This window comes from Blastococcus sp. Marseille-P5729, from assembly GCF_900292035.1.
Classification (GTDB): Bacteria; Actinomycetota; Actinomycetes; order Mycobacteriales; family Antricoccaceae; genus Cumulibacter.
Window position 1 is genome coordinate 1,236,440 of sequence record NZ_OMPO01000001.1, and the last position, 18,665, is coordinate 1,255,104.

At 68.5% G+C, this 18,665-nt stretch carries 21 protein-coding genes; 7 read left to right on the plus strand and 14 right to left on the minus strand.

Features of this window, described 5'->3' with window-relative positions:
* Positions 1-45 precede the first annotated feature (45 nt).
* Together DAA40_RS06115 and DAA40_RS06120 are read left to right on the plus strand one after the other, a co-directional pair.
* Positions 46-513: a hypothetical protein gene (locus tag DAA40_RS06115; protein WP_106848752.1), complete on the plus strand. Its 468-nt coding sequence runs from the start codon at positions 46-48 to the stop codon at positions 511-513.
* 90 nt (positions 514-603) lie between these two features.
* A complete protein-coding gene (locus DAA40_RS06120) occupies positions 604-1,113 on the plus strand; it encodes a histidine phosphatase family protein (protein ID WP_158716271.1) in 510 nt (169 codons plus the stop codon).
* A 69-nt stretch (positions 1,114-1,182) separates the two neighbouring features.
* Here the strand turns inward: DAA40_RS06120 and DAA40_RS06125 are convergent, their stop codons facing one another.
* The 9 genes from DAA40_RS06125 to purD all read right to left on the minus strand — a co-directional run bounded on the left by DAA40_RS06125 (position 1,183) and on the right by purD (position 9,663).
* Positions 1,183-2,781 carry a polyamine aminopropyltransferase gene (locus tag DAA40_RS06125; protein WP_234356253.1) on the minus strand — a complete coding sequence of 533 codons (1,599 nt, stop codon included), beginning with the start codon at positions 2,779-2,781 and terminating at the stop codon, positions 1,183-1,185.
* 3 nt (positions 2,782-2,784) lie between these two features.
* Positions 2,785-3,210 carry a DUF350 domain-containing protein gene (locus tag DAA40_RS06130; protein WP_106848754.1) on the minus strand — a complete coding sequence of 142 codons (426 nt, stop codon included), beginning with the start codon at positions 3,208-3,210 and terminating at the stop codon, positions 2,785-2,787.
* A gap of 49 nt (positions 3,211-3,259) precedes the next feature.
* A complete protein-coding gene (locus DAA40_RS06135; protein ID WP_158716272.1) occupies positions 3,260-3,706 on the minus strand; it encodes a DUF4247 domain-containing protein in 447 nt (148 codons plus the stop codon).
* A 17-nt stretch (positions 3,707-3,723) separates the two neighbouring features.
* Positions 3,724-4,224 (minus strand): DUF2617 family protein, encoded by a 501-nt coding sequence (locus DAA40_RS06140; protein ID WP_106848756.1) that lies wholly within the window; start codon positions 4,222-4,224, stop codon positions 3,724-3,726.
* Between the two features lie 6 nt (positions 4,225-4,230).
* Positions 4,231-4,839: a DUF4178 domain-containing protein gene (locus DAA40_RS06145; protein ID WP_199849538.1), complete on the minus strand. Its 609-nt coding sequence runs from the start codon at positions 4,837-4,839 to the stop codon at positions 4,231-4,233.
* 66 nt (positions 4,840-4,905) lie between these two features.
* On the minus strand, positions 4,906-5,121 hold the full coding sequence (locus DAA40_RS06150) for a biotin/lipoyl-binding carrier protein (protein WP_106848758.1): 216 nt from the start codon (positions 5,119-5,121) through the stop codon (positions 4,906-4,908).
* A complete protein-coding gene (locus DAA40_RS06155) occupies positions 5,118-6,815 on the minus strand; it encodes a class I adenylate-forming enzyme family protein (RefSeq protein WP_106848759.1) in 1,698 nt (565 codons plus the stop codon). The genes DAA40_RS06150 and DAA40_RS06155 overlap by 4 nt, the downstream gene beginning before the upstream one ends.
* On the minus strand, positions 6,812-8,380 hold the full coding sequence (locus tag DAA40_RS06160) for an acyl-CoA carboxylase subunit beta (RefSeq protein ID WP_199849539.1): 1,569 nt from the start codon (positions 8,378-8,380) through the stop codon (positions 6,812-6,814). Before DAA40_RS06160 ends, DAA40_RS06155 begins: the two co-directional genes overlap by 4 nt.
* Positions 8,381-8,394: 14 nt before the next feature.
* The gene (gene purD / locus DAA40_RS06165; protein WP_106848760.1) at positions 8,395-9,663 is read right to left on the minus strand and encodes a phosphoribosylamine--glycine ligase; all 1,269 of its coding nucleotides are present in this window, start codon (positions 9,661-9,663) and stop codon (positions 8,395-8,397) included.
* Between the two features lie 42 nt (positions 9,664-9,705).
* Between purD and DAA40_RS06170 the strand changes: the two genes are divergently transcribed.
* Positions 9,706-10,452 (plus strand): glycerophosphodiester phosphodiesterase, encoded by a 747-nt coding sequence (locus tag DAA40_RS06170; protein ID WP_106848761.1) that lies wholly within the window; start codon positions 9,706-9,708, stop codon positions 10,450-10,452.
* 91 nt (positions 10,453-10,543) lie between these two features.
* Here DAA40_RS06170 and DAA40_RS06175 read toward each other — a convergent pair whose 3' ends face one another.
* Positions 10,544-10,750 (minus strand): cold-shock protein, encoded by a 207-nt coding sequence (locus DAA40_RS06175; protein WP_106848762.1) that lies wholly within the window; start codon positions 10,748-10,750, stop codon positions 10,544-10,546.
* Between the two features lie 259 nt (positions 10,751-11,009).
* Between DAA40_RS06175 and pcaD the strand changes: the two genes are divergently transcribed.
* Together pcaD and DAA40_RS06185 are read left to right on the plus strand one after the other, a co-directional pair.
* Positions 11,010-11,780, plus strand: a complete 771-nt coding sequence (pcaD, locus tag DAA40_RS06180; RefSeq protein ID WP_106848763.1) for a 3-oxoadipate enol-lactonase — start codon at positions 11,010-11,012, stop codon at positions 11,778-11,780.
* Positions 11,777-12,562: an IclR family transcriptional regulator C-terminal domain-containing protein gene (locus DAA40_RS06185; protein ID WP_158716273.1), complete on the plus strand. Its 786-nt coding sequence runs from the start codon at positions 11,777-11,779 to the stop codon at positions 12,560-12,562. Before pcaD ends, DAA40_RS06185 begins: the two co-directional genes overlap by 4 nt.
* 10 nt (positions 12,563-12,572) lie before the next feature.
* Here the strand turns inward: DAA40_RS06185 and DAA40_RS06190 are convergent, their stop codons facing one another.
* Positions 12,573-13,859, minus strand: coding sequence for an adenylosuccinate synthase (locus DAA40_RS06190; protein ID WP_106848765.1), 1,287 nt, complete (start codon positions 13,857-13,859; stop codon positions 12,573-12,575).
* A 121-nt stretch (positions 13,860-13,980) separates the two neighbouring features.
* Between DAA40_RS06190 and DAA40_RS06195 the strand changes: the two genes are divergently transcribed.
* Positions 13,981-14,736: a hypothetical protein gene (locus DAA40_RS06195; RefSeq protein WP_106848766.1), complete on the plus strand. Its 756-nt coding sequence runs from the start codon at positions 13,981-13,983 to the stop codon at positions 14,734-14,736.
* Positions 14,737-14,814: 78 nt separating this feature from the next.
* Complete coding sequence (locus DAA40_RS06200) at positions 14,815-16,332, plus strand: CYTH and CHAD domain-containing protein (protein ID WP_106848767.1); 1,518 nt, start codon at positions 14,815-14,817, stop codon at positions 16,330-16,332.
* Between the two features lie 159 nt (positions 16,333-16,491).
* Here DAA40_RS06200 and DAA40_RS06205 read toward each other — a convergent pair whose 3' ends face one another.
* From DAA40_RS06205 to DAA40_RS06215, 3 genes are all read right to left on the minus strand, one after another.
* Positions 16,492-16,905 carry a DUF3151 domain-containing protein gene (locus DAA40_RS06205; RefSeq protein ID WP_106848768.1) on the minus strand — a complete coding sequence of 138 codons (414 nt, stop codon included), beginning with the start codon at positions 16,903-16,905 and terminating at the stop codon, positions 16,492-16,494.
* A 113-nt stretch (positions 16,906-17,018) separates the two neighbouring features.
* Positions 17,019-17,324 (minus strand): HU family DNA-binding protein, encoded by a 306-nt coding sequence (locus DAA40_RS06210; protein ID WP_255413456.1) that lies wholly within the window; start codon positions 17,322-17,324, stop codon positions 17,019-17,021.
* Positions 17,325-17,569: 245 nt separating this feature from the next.
* Positions 17,570-18,538 carry an acyl-ACP desaturase gene (locus DAA40_RS06215; RefSeq protein ID WP_106848770.1) on the minus strand — a complete coding sequence of 323 codons (969 nt, stop codon included), beginning with the start codon at positions 18,536-18,538 and terminating at the stop codon, positions 17,570-17,572.
* Positions 18,539-18,665: the final 127 nt, after the last annotated feature.

The following is an 18,665-nucleotide window of genomic DNA, read 5'->3' on the forward strand; positions in this document are numbered from 1 at the left end:
CTTCACGTTCGTTCCCGCGTCGCCCCAGCACCGAGGGAGGTTCGGGTGCCGCACTCACAGTTCAAGTTGAGCTTGCCATCGACCTGGACCACCATCGACTCGCTCGGCGACAGCGTCACGGAGGCAATCCGCTCCGGTTCTGACCTGCGCCGCGACGCTCTGCTGCGGCTGGAGAGCCAGACCTTCTCCGGCCACCTCTCCGCTCGCGACGCTGCCGACCTCACGATCGGTCGCCTGCTGGCCGAGAACCCTCGGGCGCAGCTCGCACAGGCCGTCGATCGCGACTTCAGCGGCACCGGCCAGGCGGTGCGGATCGTCGTCGACCGCGCAGAGGACCCGCCGGTCGCCACCGCCTACGTGATGATCGCCGAGGCGCCGGAGGACGTGCGGACCCGCGTCGTACCCACGCTGATCATCCAGTGGGCAGAGCCGGACGCCGACGCGCTCGGCCCCGAGTTCGAGCACGTCATCTCGTCCTTCCGCTTCACCCCACCGGCGTCGTACGTCGAGTAGGGCCTGCCGCCGCCCGCGGTGTGAGCGGGCCGGGATAATGGCTATCGGCACCGGCAGGGGCTCACCGCAGATCTCGTGAACGGAGCACGCGTGAAGACCCTCATCGTCCTGCGCCATGCCAAGACCGAGGCGGACGCCGTCGACGACTGGCACCGCAACCTCACAGATCGCGGACGTGCGCAGGCTCGTTCCCTCGGCCCCGACGTCGCCGAGCTCGGTCTGGACGATCGTCTCGTCGTGCTCGTCTCGACGGCGCTGCGAGCCGCTCAGACCTGGGATGAGATCCAGCCCGCCCTCGGCCCGGAGGTCGTCGTCCGCGAGACCCCGGCACTGTATGCCTTCGACGAGGACGAGATCCTCCAGGTCCTGCGCGAGGTCGACGAGGACGAGGAGGTCATCATGATCGTCGGCCACAACCCAGGGCTGTCCGACCTGGTCGTCACCTTGACCGGCGAGGAGCTTCCCGATGACCGCGCGGTTGCCAAGTACGGGCAGCTGCGAACCTGCCGCGGCGCGGTGCTCGAGTACGACGGCCTTTGGTGCGACATCGACTCAAAGGACTGTTCCACACAGCAGTACCTCTCCCCCGGAGTCGACTAGTTCTGTCACGAAAGCGGCCCAACGCGGCGCGCCGGTCGATCAACCAGACAACCGAACTGGGACACACCACTAGTAGAAGCGCCACTCAGCCTGCGCGTACTCCAGGATCACCGGATCCATGAGCGTGGAGGTCGGCATCTGCCGCGGCCCGCGATCGGCCGGGAATACCGACGCAGCCTGCAATAGGTCATGAGTGAGGAACTTCAGCGGACTGGGAGCCTGCAAGGTGAGCGGCGGCGTCCCCTCGGCCGTCGCGAGGAAGAATCCCCAGTCGCCGAACGACGGCACGTCCACGTGGTACGGCGTCGTGCTCAGTCCCGCCGCCTGCAGGGACGCCGAGATGCACCAGTAGGACTTCGGTGCGAAGTACGGCGATCCGCCTTGCACGGCCACCCGGCCACCGGGGGCGAGATGAGCCTTCACGATCCCGTAGAACTCGACCGAGTAGAGCTTGGTGATGGCTGTCTGATCAGGGTCGGGCAGGTCGACGATGATCACGTCGTACTGCTCGGAATGCTCGCGCAGCCAGCTGAACGCGTCGGCGTTGATCACCTCCACGCGCCCGTCGTTGAGACTGTCGAAGTTGAGCTCGAGAAGCTCGGGCATCGTGCTGGCCAGGTCGGTGACCGCAGGGTCCAGGTCCACGACAGTCACCCCCTGGACGTCGGGATACCGCAGGATCTCGCGTACCGCGAGCCCGTCCCCACCACCGAGCACCAGCACCTCGCCCCGGTCTCCCGCGAGCGCCGGATGCACGAGCGACTCGTGGTATCGGTACTCGTCGGTTGAGCTGAACTGCAGGTCGCCGTTGAGAAAGAGCCTCAGGTCCGAACCGTCCACCGACTCGGTGACGACGATCTCCTGATAAGGCGTCTGCGCGGAATACACGATCGGGTCGCGGTACAGCGACTGCCGGGCGGAGGCCTCGAACCGGCTCGACAGCAGCAGCGCAGCGACCAGCACCGCCACGACGGCGGCGGTTGCGGCCGACAGCACGCCGCGCTGCCGCGGGGTCATCGACCGGGCATACAGCGCGAAGACGATGATGCTCGCCGCCAGCGCGTTGACCAGGCCGACGACGATCGCACCGTTGATCTGACCAAGCATCGGCAACAACAGGAAGGGGAAGGCGAGCCCGCCGAGCAGTGCACCGATGTAGTCCGCGGCGAACAGGTCAGCGACCGCTTCACCGGCCGCCTGCTTGCGGATCCTCTGCAGCAGCTCCATCAGCAACGGCATCTCCGCACCGATCAGCAGACCGACCGCAAATGCAGCGATCACCAACGCCGGCGTGTAGATGGCCAGGAAGGCGAAGGCGAGGTACAGGCCCAGGACGGACAACCCGCCCACCAGGGCAAGCACCAGCTCGATGACGACGAATGATACGACTGGGCTCCGGCGCAGCCGCTTCGCCAGCAGTGAGCCGACCCCCATCGCGAACACCATGACGCCAAGGACGATCGAAGCCTGCGCTGCAGTGTTGCCCAGCAGGTAGCTGCCGAGGGTGACCAGGGCGAGCTCGTAGACCAGTCCGCATGCCGCGCAGACGAAGACGACGCCGAGCAGCACCGTCCGAGCCGGCCCGGAACGGCCAGGCGCCGCGCTGGGCGACACGGCCTCATCCGGCAGCTCGCGACGGGTGACGGCATCCGCCCTGGTGCTCGACACGCGCTAGAGCAGGGATACAGCCACGATTGCGGCGATGGCGAGATGCAGCACCGACTGCACCCACACGGCCGGGTGCGGCTGGGCGTCGGCGAGCGCGTCACCAAGCCTGCCCGGGGTGAGCAGGTCGATGATGAGGAAGGCGACGGCCATCGCCGCGAGCCCGATGAGGGAGTAGAGCGCGGTCCCGAGCAGACCGTTGCCCAGGTCCCCTTCACTGGCGTTTATCGCGGCGCACACGATGAGGCCGACGCCGAGCAGGCTCGAGGCGGTCAGGATGGCAGCGTTGCGGTTGCGCTGCTGCCAGATGAGGACCGGCAGCTTGCCCGGCGTCAGCAGATCGACCACGACGAATCCCAGCATCATCAACAGAATGCCGACGACGCTATAGGCGCCGGCGGCAAGCGCGTCCTTGCCGATTACCTCGAACATCTCCCGCTCCTCATGGTTGGCCGCCCGCACGGGCGGATCTCGACGTCACTCACTTGCCGGTTCCCGAGCCGCCGCCGCGGTTGCCACTGCCCGTACCGCCGTATGACGGAGTGGCCGGCCAATAGCCGCCGATGAACGCGATGTAGTGGCTGCGCGCGGCGCGGTACTCGCCCACCATGACGCGTGACCCACCCTCGTGGGCGAAGACGGCCACGATCTGGTCGCCGTACTGCAAGAAGACCGCGTCGTCGGCGTTCGCTCCAGCCGGATCCGGGACAGATCGACGGTCGATCGGCTGCACCTCGGCGGAGATCTCGGTGGCGACCGCGTGCGGCCCCTTGCCGCGGGCGAGGTATGCCCGCAGCTGGCCCTCATCGAGGGACGACGTGCGCTGGTAGGTGTCGGCGATGAACTTGCGAGGGTCGTCCGGCGACGAGCAGGCCCGCGCGAGGACGACGACTGCGACGATGCCGGTGATGACCGCGAGAACCTTCACCCAGGCGGGATATCTACTCACTTGCGCTGACCAATCCAGGAGCGGGTCCAGACGAGCTCATCACGCTCGGGGTAGGCGTGCCAGGTCTGCCAGCCGCCTGGGGCACCGTCCTGCAGCTCGATGGCCGTGATCGCGTCGGGGCTTCCTGGGAACCGGCCGACGAGGACGTGGTCGCCGGTCTGCGCCCGCTCGACGAGCCGGGCGACGAGACCGTGTAGCTCGCCCGCCTCATGCTGGGACGTACGGGAGACCATCTCGTGCGTAAGTGCTCCGCGGCAGGTGCGGTGGCGGCGCGGGAGGGAACCGTCACCCGGCAGACACGCGACGGTCTCGATCAGCTCGCCGTCCGCGTGCCGAACGACGACCTGGTGGCTGGCGCTGAGCACGCGCACCTCGATCTCGAAGCCGTCGACAGCGCACTGCTGCACGTGCTCGGCGGGCAGCCGCGGCGTGTGCAGCGAGAACGACAGCTGGTCGGCATGGCTATCCTTGAAGGGAACGGCAAGATCGACGATCATGGCGATTCAGGAGTTGTTCTGTGGGTAGATGGTGTAGTCGGCGCGACCCAGGCGCTCTCCACGGGCAGCCTCCCACTGGCCCTGCGGGCCCGTGAACCGCTCGAACGACAAGAGCGTGCCGTCACCGGACTCGTAGTCGTGGTACTCGACGGTGCCCCGCTCAGCAACGCCGGTCGTGCCCTCGCTGACGAAGCGCGCAGTGCCGGACTCGTCGGACTGATAGCGGCGTCCGTCAAGCTCGATCGACGGAGGACCCGGTTGGACGGCGACACCCCTGATCTCGCGCCAGAGCGCGACCTCGAGGTCGGGGTCGTCCTCCACGGACAGCCACACCTTGTCGCCGACCCCGGTATCGAGGAAGATCTCGCTCCACGTGTAGCTGCCCTCGGACAGTCGCAGAGCACCGCGGACGGTGTAGTCCTGCCCGCGGACCGTCACCAGGTCGCCGGGCTTGAGGGTGCGGGGATTGCCCCAGACAGAGTCGTCGTCCGCCGAGGAGAACGGATCGACACCCGCGGCGCGCTGGGGCCTCTGTGTCCTCTTGCCGCGGTAATAGAGCACCGCGCCGACCAGGACGACGACGAGCACGATCAGGATGACTACTAGCGGATCCACGTCGATCAGAGTACGCATCGAACCCGCCGGTTCCCAAGACGACTGCGCCGCAGGGCGGGACGGGCGTTACGAGATCTCGATGAGGGGGTCGCCGGACCTCACGCTCGCGCCGGGCTCGACGAGGACCTCCGCGACCGTTCCAGCAGCCTCGGCCTCGACCGGGATCTCCATCCTCATGGACTCGATGAACAACAGCGGATCACCGGTCTGCACCTGATCGCCGGAGCTCACGACGACCTGGGTTACGTTACCGACCATCTCGGACCTCACCGTGCTTGTCATTGCTGTTCCTCCTCTTCGCGCGCGGCGGCGCGCAGTTTGTGCTTCTCGATCTTGTTGGTCGGCGTCTTCGGCAGCTCATCGACGAAGCGGTACTGCCACGGCCTCATGAACTTCGGCATCGTCTTCTCGGCGTACTCCCATAGAGTCTGCTCGTCGGGTTCGATACCCGGCCGCAGCTGAATGAAGGCGACGATCTCGTCCTCATCCGAGCGTGGGCTTGGTACAGCGACCACCGCCGCCACATCGACGTGGTCATGGCCAGACAGAATCTCCTCGACGTGCACGCTTGAGACGTTCTCACCGCGGACGCGGATCCGGTCTCCGAGTCGGTCGAGAAAGTAAAAGAACCCGTCGTCGTCCTGCACTGCCGAGTCGCCGGTGTGGAACCACAGGTTGCGGTTCGCCTCCACTGTCTTATCCGGCTTGCCGAGATACTCGGTGAACAGCAGATAGGGCAGCTTGGGTCGCAGCGCGAAGTGCCCAGCGGTCCCCCTGGGACAAGGCTGATCGTGCTCGTCGAGGACTGCGATGTCGAAGAACGGTCCCGGGAGGCCCATCGCGGCCTTGCGGGTCACCTTCTCACCCGTCGTAACGTACAACCCCGCCGCCTCAGCGTCCGCCCGGAGCTGTGCCTGCGACTTCCCGCGGAACAGCTCATCGGGCGTTCCCTCGCCCGGCGCGCACTCCTCGATCGTCATGGAGAGCGGGGCTCCTCCCTCGGTCTGGCCGAAGCCACAGGTCACCGAGTCGATGCCGAACCGCTGGGCGAACTCGGCGTGCCGCACCGGCAGCGGCTGCATGTGCGCCTTGTTGAGGGTGTTTCGCCGGTCGTCGGCGGAGGCCGGGTTGGCCAGCAGCCACGGGATCATGACGTCGAGGATGATCGCGGTCGTGCACGCCCCGGACTGGATCCGCGCCCAGAACTCGGTCGGCGAGAAGCGATCCCAGAGGACGACGCCGGCGCCGGCCCACAGGGCCGCCGCGACATTCGCGTACGCACCGCCGACGTGGTACATCGGCAGGTCGTTATATACGACGTCGTCGGTGGTCAGCCGCCGACGTAGCCCCCACGTGTACTGGTTGATCCAACGATGCGGGTGGACGACGCCCTTGGACGGCCCGGTCGTTCCTGAGGTGTAGATGAGGCTCGCCGGAGTATCGAAGGCGATCGGCACACGCGGACGCTCGCAGGGCTCGTCGAGCGCGGCCGCGTTCTGGACGGGCATCGGTGAGTTACCCGGCTGCGCGCCCGCAACGAGCACGTTTGGGTGCTGCTCGACGCCCTCCCAGATGTCGGTGATCCGCGTCAGCAGCTCATCCTGAACGATCAGCAGCCTCGGCTTCGCGTCGTTCAGTGAGTAGGCCAGCAGCCCGCCGGCGTACTGGAAGTTGACGGGCGCGTAGATGCCGCCGGCCTTCCAGATCCCCACCATCCACACCGTCGTCTGAAACGGGTCCGTCGCGAGCACGCTCACGACATCGCCGTCGTCGAGGCCACGTCGACGAAGGTTGCCGGCGACGGCGTCCGACCGCCGCGCCAGCTCGCCGAAGCTCAATTGCTCCTCCGTCGGGCCGTAGGTCACCGCGAGCGCCTCGGGCCGTTCGGCCGCGTGCCGGTCGAAGCCCTCGATGAAGGTCGCGCCGCCCTCCTCGAGCAGCGCGGTCAGCCGTGCCGTCTCGTTGGAATCGATCATGGCCGCGCTCCGAAGGACGGGCGACCGACGAGCCGCGGCAGCACCTGGTAGGCGTCCCGCACCCAGTCGCACAGCAGCGTCCGGGTCTGTCGCGGATCGATGACGTCATCGACGCCGAAGCGCTCCGCCGTCCGGAGCGGGCTCCTGATGGCCTCGAGTCGCTCTCGGATCTCGGCGAGCATCGCCTCGGGGTCCTCGGCAGCCAGCAGATCCGCGGTGTACGCCGCCTCGATGCCGCCCTCGACCGGCAGCGAGCCCCAGTCGCCGGAGGGCCACGCCCACTGCGTGACGTGCCGGTGCCGGTTGACCTGCCCGGCGCCGCCCACGCCGAACACGCGACGCACGATGACCTCGGCGGTCGGGACGTTCGCCTGGTAGGCCGCGACGATCGCGCGGGCGCCGTCCCGGATCGCCCCGGTCATCTCGGCGGCGAGACCGATCGCCAGGCCTGCCTGGTCGGTGAGCGAGACGAGAGGCAGGTGGAAGGTGGTGCAGAGGTCGATCAGCCGCGCCATGGCCTGCGCACCGGTGGCGGTGACGGCCGCACCCTTGTACGGGTCGGTGGCGATGACACCGACCGGGTGCCCGTCGAGCCGAGCCAGGCCGGTGAAGATCGACCCGCCGTACTCGGCGTACTGGAAGACCGAGCCCTTGTCGAATACGCCGTCGAGCAGCGTCTTCAAACGGTACACCTTGCGCCGGTCCCGCGGCACGAGGGACAGCAGTGCATCATCGGCGCGGTCCACCGGGTCATCCTCGTTGGCGATGACCGGCGGCAGCTCGTACACCGACGGCGGCAGGTAGGACAGGAACCGCCGGATCTCCGCGAACGCCTCCTCCTCAGACCGCACCCACCGCTCGATCGCGCCGTTGCGCGCGTGCACCTGGTAGCCGCCGAGCTCTTCCTTGTTCAGGTCCTGACCGGTGGCGTGCAGGACGACCGGCGGCCCAGCGACGAACAGCTGCGCCTTCTCCTTGACGAAGATCGCCAGGTGCGACATCGCGGTGCGGCCGGCGCCGAGCCCGGCGACCGGCCCGCCGCCGTAGGCCACAACCGGGACCACGGAGAGGTTGTCGACGACGTAGTCCCACCCAGGATTCGCCGGCACGTACGTGTAACCGTCGACCTCCAACGTGCGCACCGAGCCGCCGCCGCCGGTGCCCTCGATCAACCGGACGATCGGCAGCTGGAGCGAGTTGGCGAGCATCTCGGCATGGATCTGCTTCTCCTTGATGCCGGCGTCCGCCGCGCCGCCGCGCACCGTGAAGTCGTCACCGGCCACGACCACCTTGCGACCATCGACGCGGACGGTCCCGAAGACGAAGTTGCTGGAGCGGATGCTCACCAGCTGCCCATGCTCGTCGTACTCGCCGAAGCCCGAGATGCCACCGACCTCACGGAACGAGCCAACGTCGCCGAGAGCGTCGATCCGCTGGCGCACGTTGAGGCGCCCGGCGTCCGACTGCCGCTTGAGCTTCGCCTCGCCGCCCATCTGCTGAACCTGCCGCCTGCGCTCCGCGATCTCGGCGACCTCGTCGGACCAGTCCGCACTGTGCTGCACCACGCGTTCTCCTTCGCTCAGCCGGTCAGGGTGATCTCGCCGCGCTCTGCCTTCGCGGCGATGTCGCGGCGGTAGTGCGCGCCGTCGAGGTGGATGTGGGCGATCTGCTCGTACGCGGCGGCACGGGCCCCCGCGAGGTCCTCGCCGACCGCGACGACGCTGAGCACCCGGCCGCCCGCCGACACGACCTGGACGCCGTCCATCCTGGTGCCGGCATGCAGGATCGCCGTGCCGGGGACGGGACCGCCGTCCACCACGATCGGGTCACCCGTACGCGGCGAAGCCGGGTAACCGGACGCGGCCAGGACGACGGTGACGCTCGCGCCGTCCCGCCACTCCAGGGGCGGGTGGCTCGCGAGCTCACCGCGTGCGGCGGCGGCCAGCAGCTCGCCCAGCGGCGTCGTCAGCATTGCCAGTACCGACTGGGTCTCGGGGTCGCCGAACCGAGCGTTGAACTCCACGACCCGGGTGCCCTTCGAGGTGAGCGCGAGCCCGATGTACAGCACCCCGGCGAACGGCGTGCCGCGGCGGCGCATCTCGTCGATAGTCGGCTGCGCGATGTCACGCGCCACCTCGTCGACCAGCCCGGACGGCGCCCAGTCCAACGGGGTGTAGGCGCCCATGCCACCGGTGTTCGGCCCGGCGTCGTCCTCCCCCACGCGCTTGAAGTCCTGCGCAGGCTGCAGGGGAAGCACCGTGGTGCCGTCGGTGATGCAGAACAGCGAGACCTCGGGCCCGTCCAGGAATTCCTCCACGACGACGGTCGATCCGGCTTCCAGGCAGGCCGTCGCGTGTGCGAGCGCCGCCTGGCGATCGTTGGTCACGACCACGCCCTTGCCAGCGGCGAGGCCGTCGTCCTTGACCACGTGCGGCGCCCCGTACTCATCGAGAGCGGCCGCGACGTCCTCTGGCGTCGCGCAGGTGCGCGACCCGGCGGTCGGGACGCCGGCGGCGGCCATGACCTCCTTCGCGAAGGACTTCGATCCTTCTAGCCGGGCGGCATCCTCGCGTGGGCCGAAGCACAGGATGCCCGCGTCGGCGAGGGCGTCCGCTGCTCCAGCCACCAGCGGCACCTCCGGCCCGACCACGACCAGGTCGGCGGCCTGCTCGCGGGCGAGCACCGTGATGGCGGCCGGGTCGGACACGTCGACCGGCGCGACGGCGCAATCATCAGCGATGCCGGCGTTGCCTGGGGCGCACACCACCTCGGTCACGCTGTCGTCGCGCAGCAGAGCGGTGACGATCGCGTGCTCACGGGCACCCGATCCGATGATGAGAACCTTCACGCGACCAACCCTACTGACGGTCACGCCGGGGACACTGGGGGCATGAGCCATCCCTTGCTGCGCGCCGCCGGCAGCCCTCCCCTGGTGATCGCCCACCGAGGCGCGAGCGCCGACGCACCGGAGAACACGATGCCTGCCTTCGAGCTCGGCTGGCGATCGGCTCGCTGGCTCGAGACCGACGTCCAACCCACGGCGGACGGCGTCCCGGTGCTGCTGCACGACGACGACCTCGACCGGACGACGGATCTCACCGGCCCGGTTCGTCTGGCGCCGTACGAGCAGGTCCGTGCGGCGGACGCCGGATCCTGGCTCGATCCGCGATTCTCCGGCACGCCGGTGCCCACCCTCCAGGCTCTGCTGGGAGCGCTGCCGGGTGACGGACGCGTGCTGCTGGAGATCAAGGGCCCGCACACCGACCGGCAGCTCGCCGCCGTCCTCGAGGTGGTCGAGGCGTCGGACGCCGATGATCGGGTGCTGCTGCAGTCCTTCGAGCGTGACGAGCTGGCCCGGCTGCACCGGATGCGTCCCGATCGTCCGCTCGGCCTGCTCACCGTGGACTGGGATGAGGACCCGGTCGCGACCTGCGCGGCGTACGGCGCGATCGCCTACAACCCCGACTTCAGGCTGTGGCATGGCCGGCAGGCCGAACTCGAGCGGCTGCACGCGCACGGCGTCTCGAGCACACCGTGGACCGTCGACGAGCCGGCCGACTGGCGGTGGCTCAGCGACATGGGCATCGACGGAATCATCACCAACCGCCCGGCGGCCCTCGCCCGATGGCTTTCCTGAAAAGGACTCGCGGCGTACCTCGGCACGAGACCACGAGGATCTGCGCTGAAGTACGCCGCGAATGCGCCCTCCGGAAGGGGCGAGGCGTGAACTAGTTGATCACGGTGATGTTCGAGGCCTGCAGACCCTTGGGGCCCTGCTCGACGTCGTACTCGACCTTGTCATTGTCGTTCAGCGAACGGTAACCGCTCGAGTTGATAGCGCTGAAGTGGGCGAACACGTCGGCCGTGCCGTCGTCGGGCTGGATGAAACCGAAGCCCTTGTCGGCGTTGAACCACTTGACGGTGCCAGTAGCCATGAAAATCCTGTCTTCCTTCGTACGTTTGGGGCCCGCCTTTCGGGCCCCTGATACAGCTGGTGATGCTTGTGTACGTTCTGCAGAAGAACAGCGCACCCGCCAGGGGTTACCGCTGAAACAACAAAACCGAAACCTCAACAACCAGGAAAAACGCTACCGTCGGGAGCGGCCGAGTGCCACTGCGGTGCCCGAGGTCACAGCCCCGCTCAGTACGCTGGATACACAACATGTCAGCAGATGAGCCCCACCTGGAGGAACGATGGCTGACCTGCAGCTCGCCTGGTCCGAGGACGGCGCCCCTGACGGCCCGCCAGTGCTCATGGGTAGCTCGCTGGGCACGACCCGGGAGATGTGGACACCCGGGCTCGAGCACCTAGGCGAGTTCCGCGTCATCCGTTTCGACCATCTCGGGCACGGGCAGTCCCAGGTGCCGCAGGGCCCCTACTCGATGGAGCTGCTCGCCGGCGCGGTGCTGGAGCTCATGGACCATCTGGGGATCCAGCGCGCGTCGTACGCCGGGCTGTCGCTCGGTGGCGCGGTCGGCCAGTGGCTGGCCGCCTTCCATCCCGAGCGTGTCGACAGGCTGGCCTTGCTGGCCACCGCCGCGTACTTCCCCGATCCGGCGGGCTGGGCCGAGCGCGCGCAGACGGTGCGCGAGCAGGGCACGCAGTCGGTCGCTGACATGGCCATGACCCGGTGGTTCACCGAACGCTTCCGCCAGGAGCGCCCCAGCGAGGTCGCCCAGTGGCGCGAGATGGTCGCGGCGACCCCGGACGAGGGGTACGCCGGCTGCTGCGAGGCGCTGGCCGGTTACGACCTGCGCGAGGCCATCGCTCAGATCACCGCGCCTACGCTCGCGATCGCCGGCGCCGACGACCCGTCGACCAGCCCCGAGACGATGCAGGTCATCGCCGATGCCATCCCCGGCTGCCGGCTGGAGGTCGTCGACGACGCGGCCCATCTGCCGAACGTCGCCCATCCCGACCAGGTGGGAGGGTTACTGGCCGCGCACCTTCGTGGTGCGAGGTGAGCGGCGAGCGCTCCCGCGACTTCGTCCAGTCCCTCGCCAAGGGCCTCGACGTCATCGCCAGCTTCACCGCGGAACGCCGCCGACAGACGCTCAGCGAGGTGGCGCGCAACGCCGGCCTGACCCGCGCGACCGCCCGCCGCTTCCTGCTGACTCTGACCGAGCTCGGCTATGTCGAGCGGGACGGCGACCGTTTCTCCCTGCGTCCGACGGTGCTGCAGATCGGCCGTTCCTACCTGTCGATGCTCACCATGCCCGACATCGCCGAGCCACACATGCGCGCGCTGGCCTCGAGCATCGGCGAGGACGTCGGGCTGGTCGTACTGGACGAGCTCGACGGCGTCGTCGTGGCCGAGTGCGAGCCCGGCCGCGCCGCCGACAATTTCGTGCGGGTCGGTCAGCGGATTCCGGCGCTCGCGAGCGCGTCGGGCCGCGTGCTGCTGGCTCAGCTTCCCGAGGACGAGCTGGCGGCGCTCACCCGAGGCAAAGACGTCCCTCAGCTCACCGAGTCCACTCAGCGCGACCTCGCCGCCGTTCTCGAAGAGGTGCGCCGGGCGCGTCGAGCCGGCTACACGATCGTCGACAACGAGTTCCAGGACGGCGTGCAGTCGGTGGCGCTGCCGGTGTACGCCGGGATCAACCAGCACCCGGCGGCGATGGTGATCTCGGTGCGTTCCCGGCGGGTGTCGCCGGCCGAGCTGGTGGAGAACTATCTACCGCAGCTGCAGCACACGGCGCACCGCATCGAGGCCGACTACACGAGGACGCTCAGCAGCCGTCGTTGACCCGGGCCGCTCAGACCAGCTCGTGAACGAGGACGTTCTCCTCACGGCCCGGCCCCACGCCGATCGCGGAGATTCGGGCGCCGGAGAGCTCCTCGAGGCGCCGAACGTAGCGTTGTGCGTTCTCCGGCAGCTCGTCGAAGGTGCGGCAGTGCGTGATGTCCTCGAACCAGCCGGGCATCTCCTCGTAGACCGGCTTCGCATGGTGAAAGTCGGTCTGGGTCATCGGCATCTCGTCGAGGCGCTTGCCGTCGACCTCGTAGGCGACGCAGATCGGCACGGTCTCCAGCGAAGACAGCACGTCGAGCTTGGTGAGGAAGAAGTCCGTGAGGCTGTTGACGCGGGCGGCGTACCGCGCGATTACGGCGTCGAACCAGCCGCAGCGGCGATCCCGGCCGGTGGTGACGCCGACCTCGCCGCCCTGCTTACGGAGGTACTCGCCCTTGTCGTCAAACAGCTCGGTGGGGAATGGGCCGGATCCGACGCGGGTCGTGTAGGCCTTCAGGATGCCGATGCTGCGCTCGATGGCGCGCGGGCCGAGCCCCGAGCCGGCCGCCGCGCCGCCGGAGGTCGGCGAGGACGACGTGACGTAGGGGTAGGTGCCGTGGTCGACGTCCAGCAGCGTGCCCTGCGAGCCCTCGAGCAGGATCCACTCGCCACGCTCGTGCGCCTCGTTCAGCAACAGCCGGGTGTCGGCGATCAGCGGCTGGAGCTGCGCCCCGACCTCGAGGGTCTCATCGACGACCTGCTGCGGGTCGAGCGCCTTGCGGTTGTAGATCTTGGTGAGGATCTGGTTCTTCAGCTCGAGCGCCGACTCCACCTTCTGGGTCAGGATGCTCGGGTCGAGCAGGTCTTGCACGCGGACGCCGATGCGGGCGATCTTGTCCTGGTAGCAGGGCCCGATGCCGCGGCCGGTGGTGCCGATCTTCGCCTTGCCGAGGTAGCGCTCGGAGACTTTGTCGATGGCGATGTGGTACGGCATGATCAGGTGCGCGTCGGCCGACAGCTTGATCCGGTTCACGTCGACACCGCGCTCGGCGAGGCCCTGCATCTCGTCGACCAGTACGTGTGGGTCGACGACCACGCCGTTGGCGATGACCGGCGTGCAGTTGGGCGTGAGGATCCCCGACGGGATGAGGTGCAGGGCGTACTTCTGGCCGTCCGGCGTGACCACGGTGTGCCCGGCGTTGTTGCCGCCCTGGTAGCGGACGACGTGCGTGACACTGCTACCCAGCAGGTCGGTCGCTTTGCCCTTGCCCTCGTCACCCCACTGGGCGCCGATCAGCGCGATTGCCGGCATTCGCTTACCTCACCTCAGCATTGATTTACGGTGGCTAGTGCCCAAACCACCGTCGTACAGCCTACGACAGCGCGGCTGCCAGCTCGCCGCGCGAACCGGGTACGAGAGGACCGTCTGCCCGATGCTCACCATCGTCGAGGATTCCACTGCCACCGTGACCGACTGGTCCGAGCTGGTGCCGGCTCGCCCGGTGCGTTGGGAGGACGCTCCCCCACGTGACGAGCTCCGCAGTCTCATTAAGCAGGTGGATGCCGAGGGCGTCGTCGTCTCCGGCTCGACCGCCACGCTCAGCACAGTCGTGGAGGCGCTCAAGCGGGCGGGCCGCGTGAGCGACACTCCGGTCGGCTTCCTGCCGGGGGTGCCCGCGGACCGCGCATCGGCCGAGGCGACCCTTGACCTGGTGGAGCTGCTGGCCTTGCCGACGACCGCGGAGCAGGTGCTCGTCGCCGACCCGGTCGCGCTGCCGCTGGCCCGCAACGACATCGGCGGCGTGCTGCTGGTCGAGGCAGTCATGGGGCCCGAGCGCGGGCGTGGCTTCGGCGCCCAGGCCTATCACGACGACCAGCTGATCGCCGACGGGATCATCGGCCGGATCGACGTGCGTGTCGACTACCGCGAGGCCGACGTCCTGCGAGCCACGGTGCGGCCGACCAGCGGCCGCAAGCGAAGCACGAGCAGCGCCGGCCGGGCGGTCCAGATCGCCTGCGACGAGGTCCCGATGAGAGTCGACGGCCGCGGGCCCGTCGCGGTCAAGGGCCGGACGTGGTATCTCGACGACCGCCAGCGCTGGCTCCTGCGCGGGGCTCAGATCCCCATGAGCGAGACGATCGCGCCTCGTCCCACCGGCCGGTGGTGGTCGCGGATCCGAGGCGGATAGCCGAATCGAAACGCATCGATTTTTGAACGAACGGGCCCAAAGGGTGCCGACAGCCGCGCTATCGAACAGAATAGGCGGGTGAGCATTTCCGAGACGATCGAGATCGAGCGCAAGTACGCCGCACCTGCCCGCAACGCGGTCCCGAAGCTGGACGCGCTTCCGGCCGTCGATCGGGTACGCCGGCGCCGCGCGACGACTCTCCAGGCCCAGTACTTCGACACCGACGACCTCACGCTGATTGGCGCGCACGTCACGTTGCGCAAGCGGGTCGGCGGCATCGACGAGGGCTGGCATCTGAAGCTTCCTGCGCAGGGCTACCGGCATGAGCTGCACTCTCCCCTGACCGACTCCGACGACGTCCCCGATGCGTTCCTCGTCCGGCTTCATCCGCTGCTGCGCGGCCGTGCGCTGCGGCCAGTCGTCCGGCTCACCACCAGGCGAACGGTGCACGAGCTGCTCGACCCCAGTGGCGGCCTGCTCGCCGAGGTTTGTGACGACCGGGTCGAGAGCAAGCCGGACATCGACGGCCTCGACGAGATCGCCTGGCGCGAGTGGGAGGTCGAGCTGCACGCCGCGGACCCGGCGCTGCTGGACGCGATCGAGCCGCTGCTGATCGAACGGGGTGCGTCCGCGGACGTCGGCCCGTCGAAGCTCGCTCGCGCGTTGGCCCACCTGGTGCCCGACGGGCCTCCGCAGCCGGCGCCGCCCGGCAAGAAGCCGACGGTGGCCGACGTGGCCCGCGAGTATCTCTGGCAGGAGATCGGGCGGCTGAAGGATCACGACGCGGGCGCGCGCCTGCACGAGCCGGACGCCGTCCACCAGATGCGGGTGGCCGCCCGTCGGCTGCGCTCGGTGCTGTCGTCCTATCGCGACATCGTGGGACGGGAACGCTCGGCGGAGCTCCGCGGCGAGCTGAAGGCGCTGGCGGACTCCCTCGGCGGCGCGCGCGACAGCGAGGTGATGCTCGCCCGGCTGAATGCCTTGCTGGATGCTCAGCCACCGGAGACGGTGCTGGGACCGGTCCGCGAACGGATCAACGACGAGTTGACCGCCCGCTACGACGAGGCTCACGCGGACGCGATGAAGTTCATGAGCTCCGGCCGCTACTACGCACTCCTGGATGCCCTCGACGCTCTGGTGCTCGATTGGGAGCCCGCCGGCGGCACCGAGCCCGCGAAGGCACTGCGCGGAGTCTTCGACCGCGACTGGAAGCGAGTGCGCGGCGCGGTGCACGAGGCGAACGAGATCGAGGACCAGGCGGAGCACGAGCACGCGCTGCACGAGGTCCGCAAGTCGGCCAAGCGGCTGCGCTACGGCATGGATTCGGCGCACGCGGTGATCGGCAAGGACGCCAAGAAGCTGGCGAAGGCGTCGGCGGCGATCACCGAGATCCTCGGGGACCACAACGACAGCGTGATCACGGCGGGCGTGATCGCTGCGCTAGCCGAGAAGGCGCATGCGCGCGGCGAGGACACCTTCACCTACGGTCGGATGCACGCTCAGGAGCAGGCGCACGCCTCCGTGTCTCGTGAGGAGCTCACCCAGGCACTCGACACGCTCAACGAGCTGCGGTTCGACGCATGGAAGAAGATCTAGCGGGCGCCAGCCCACGCGCTCGTCGACGACCGCGTAGCAGACGGAGACGTAGCAGGACGCTCGTTTCTCACGCGATGTACTGAATCTGCGCGCCACGCCGGGCGTTTCCGGAACAGTGGCCCACAAATCGGCAGCTATCTCCGGGACACGCCACCAGTACTAGTTGAGGTGGGCTCGCGCCTCCGGGTCGGAGTCGTCGATCAGTTGCGTAAGCCGCTCGACCTCGTCGGTCTCGCCGATAGCGGCAGCAGCCTGCGCCAGGTGGTGGAAGCAGCGCAGCACGCCGCGGTTGGGGACGTGCGACCACGGCACACTGCCCCAGCCCTTCCAGCCGTTGCGGCGGAGGGCGTCCAGACCCCGGTGGTAGCCGGTACGGGCGTAGGCGTAGGCCGCGACGGGGTCGCCGTCCGCGAGCGCCGCGGCGGCGAGGTCGGCCCAGGCCGCCGAATCCGTCGGATGGGCCGCGGCGACCGCGCGTGGGTCGGCGCCCGAACCGCGCATCTCCTCCGCCCCGGGATTCTCCGGAAGACGGGTCGCGGGTGGCTGGGCCATGAGATCTTCACCGATGGGCATGCGCTCGATCCTCTCAGGTGGTCACCGCAGACGCGAAGAGGGCTTCACGATCCCAGGCGGCGCGAAGCCCCTGGGCTCGTGAAGCCCTCTCCGGTTACTACTGAGCTATCTCGCTACTTGCCTGCGACGTCGTTCTTGAACGCGGTCGCGGCCTTGAAGCCGGGCACGGTCGTCGCGGCGATCTGGATCTCCTCGCCCGTCTGCGGGTTGCGGCCGGTGCGGGCCGAACGCTCGCGGGGCTCGAAGGTGCCCAGGCCAGGAATCTGAACCTTGGCGCCATCGGCGACGGCGCCACGGATGGCGGTCGCGAGGGCCTTGATGGCGCGATCGGCATCGGCCTGGGTCAGGCCGGTCTCCGAAGCGACCTTGCCAACGAGCTCGTCTTTGTTCATGTGTTTCACCTCAGAAAGTAGTGGCAATACCTGCGCAACCGTAGCCGGTCCGCGCCGCGCAGCGGCGGATTCTCGCGGATTTTCGCCTTCCCGTGTGTCTCGTCACTGTCCGAGCGGCACCGGGATGAGGCCCACATAACAGCTCCCCAGGGCGCGACAGCTTCCTCGTCTACCGCGACCTGGGGAGGTGACCGAATAGTACTACGGGCCCTGGCGGCGATACCACGCAACAGCGTCATGCCACGGCCGTCAGCGCCGCGGCAGGTGACGAGTCAGCGGCCGGCGACGGTGTGCGTGAGGCCGATCTGTCCTGGGCCGTCGGTCTTGGCCCGCGCCCGCTCGAACGCTCGCTCGCGCTGCTGCTCGAATCGCTCGGCCTGCTCGTCCAGACGCTGCATGAACGCCGCCAGCTGCTCCCGGGCCTGCTCACCCTCGGCGGTGAGATCGGCACGCTCGAAGACCTTCCACTTGCGTAGCACCGGTGCGATCACCTCGTCGCGGTGCTGACGGAGGTCGTAGATCCCGGCCTTGGCGATGGCGACCGACTTGCGCGCGAAGCCGGCCATCGTCGCGCCGGGCATCTGGAAGCTCATCACCTCGTGTGCGACCGCCTGCATTGCCTCGTCCGGAAACAGCTCGAAGGCCGCCTCGACGAGGTTGCGGTAGAAGACCATGTGCAGGTTCTCGTCGGTGGAGACGCGCGAGAGCAGCTGGTCGCAGATCGGGTCGTCGGTCGCTCTGCCGGTATTACGGTGCGAGACACGGGTGGCCAGCTCCTGGAAGGAGACGTACGCGATCGTCTGCAGCGGCGACTTGTCGCCGGAGTCGTATCCGGCGGTCATGTGCGCCATCCGCTCCAGCTCCAGCTCCACCGGATCGACGCCCCGGGTGACGACGAGATAGTCGCGCATCGCCGTGCCGTGGCGCGCCTCCTCCGCGGTCCACCGACCAACCCACTGGCCCCAGGCACCATCGCGACCGAACGAGGTGGCGATCTCGTAGTGATACGAGGGCAGGTTGTCCTCGGTAAGCAGGTTGGTGATCATCGCGATCTGAGCGACAGGGTCGAGCTTCGACTGCTCGGGGTCGTAGTCCTCACCGCCGAGGAAGGCGAAGTTGCGGCCGTCGTCCCACGGGATGAAGTCGTGGGGATTCCAGTCCTTGGCAGCCCGCAGATGCCGGTTCAAGTTCTCCTCGACGACTGGCTCGAGTGCGTGCAGCAGTCCCTTCGGGTCTTCCATTCGGTTCACGCCGATTCTCCGATCGCTGGTTGGCCGAGAAACCTACGCTAACGTAGGTTCCTCGGCTACCGGCTGGTATCGGACGGCAATTCGAGAGCCTCGCGCAGACCTCACGCAGCGCTGATCA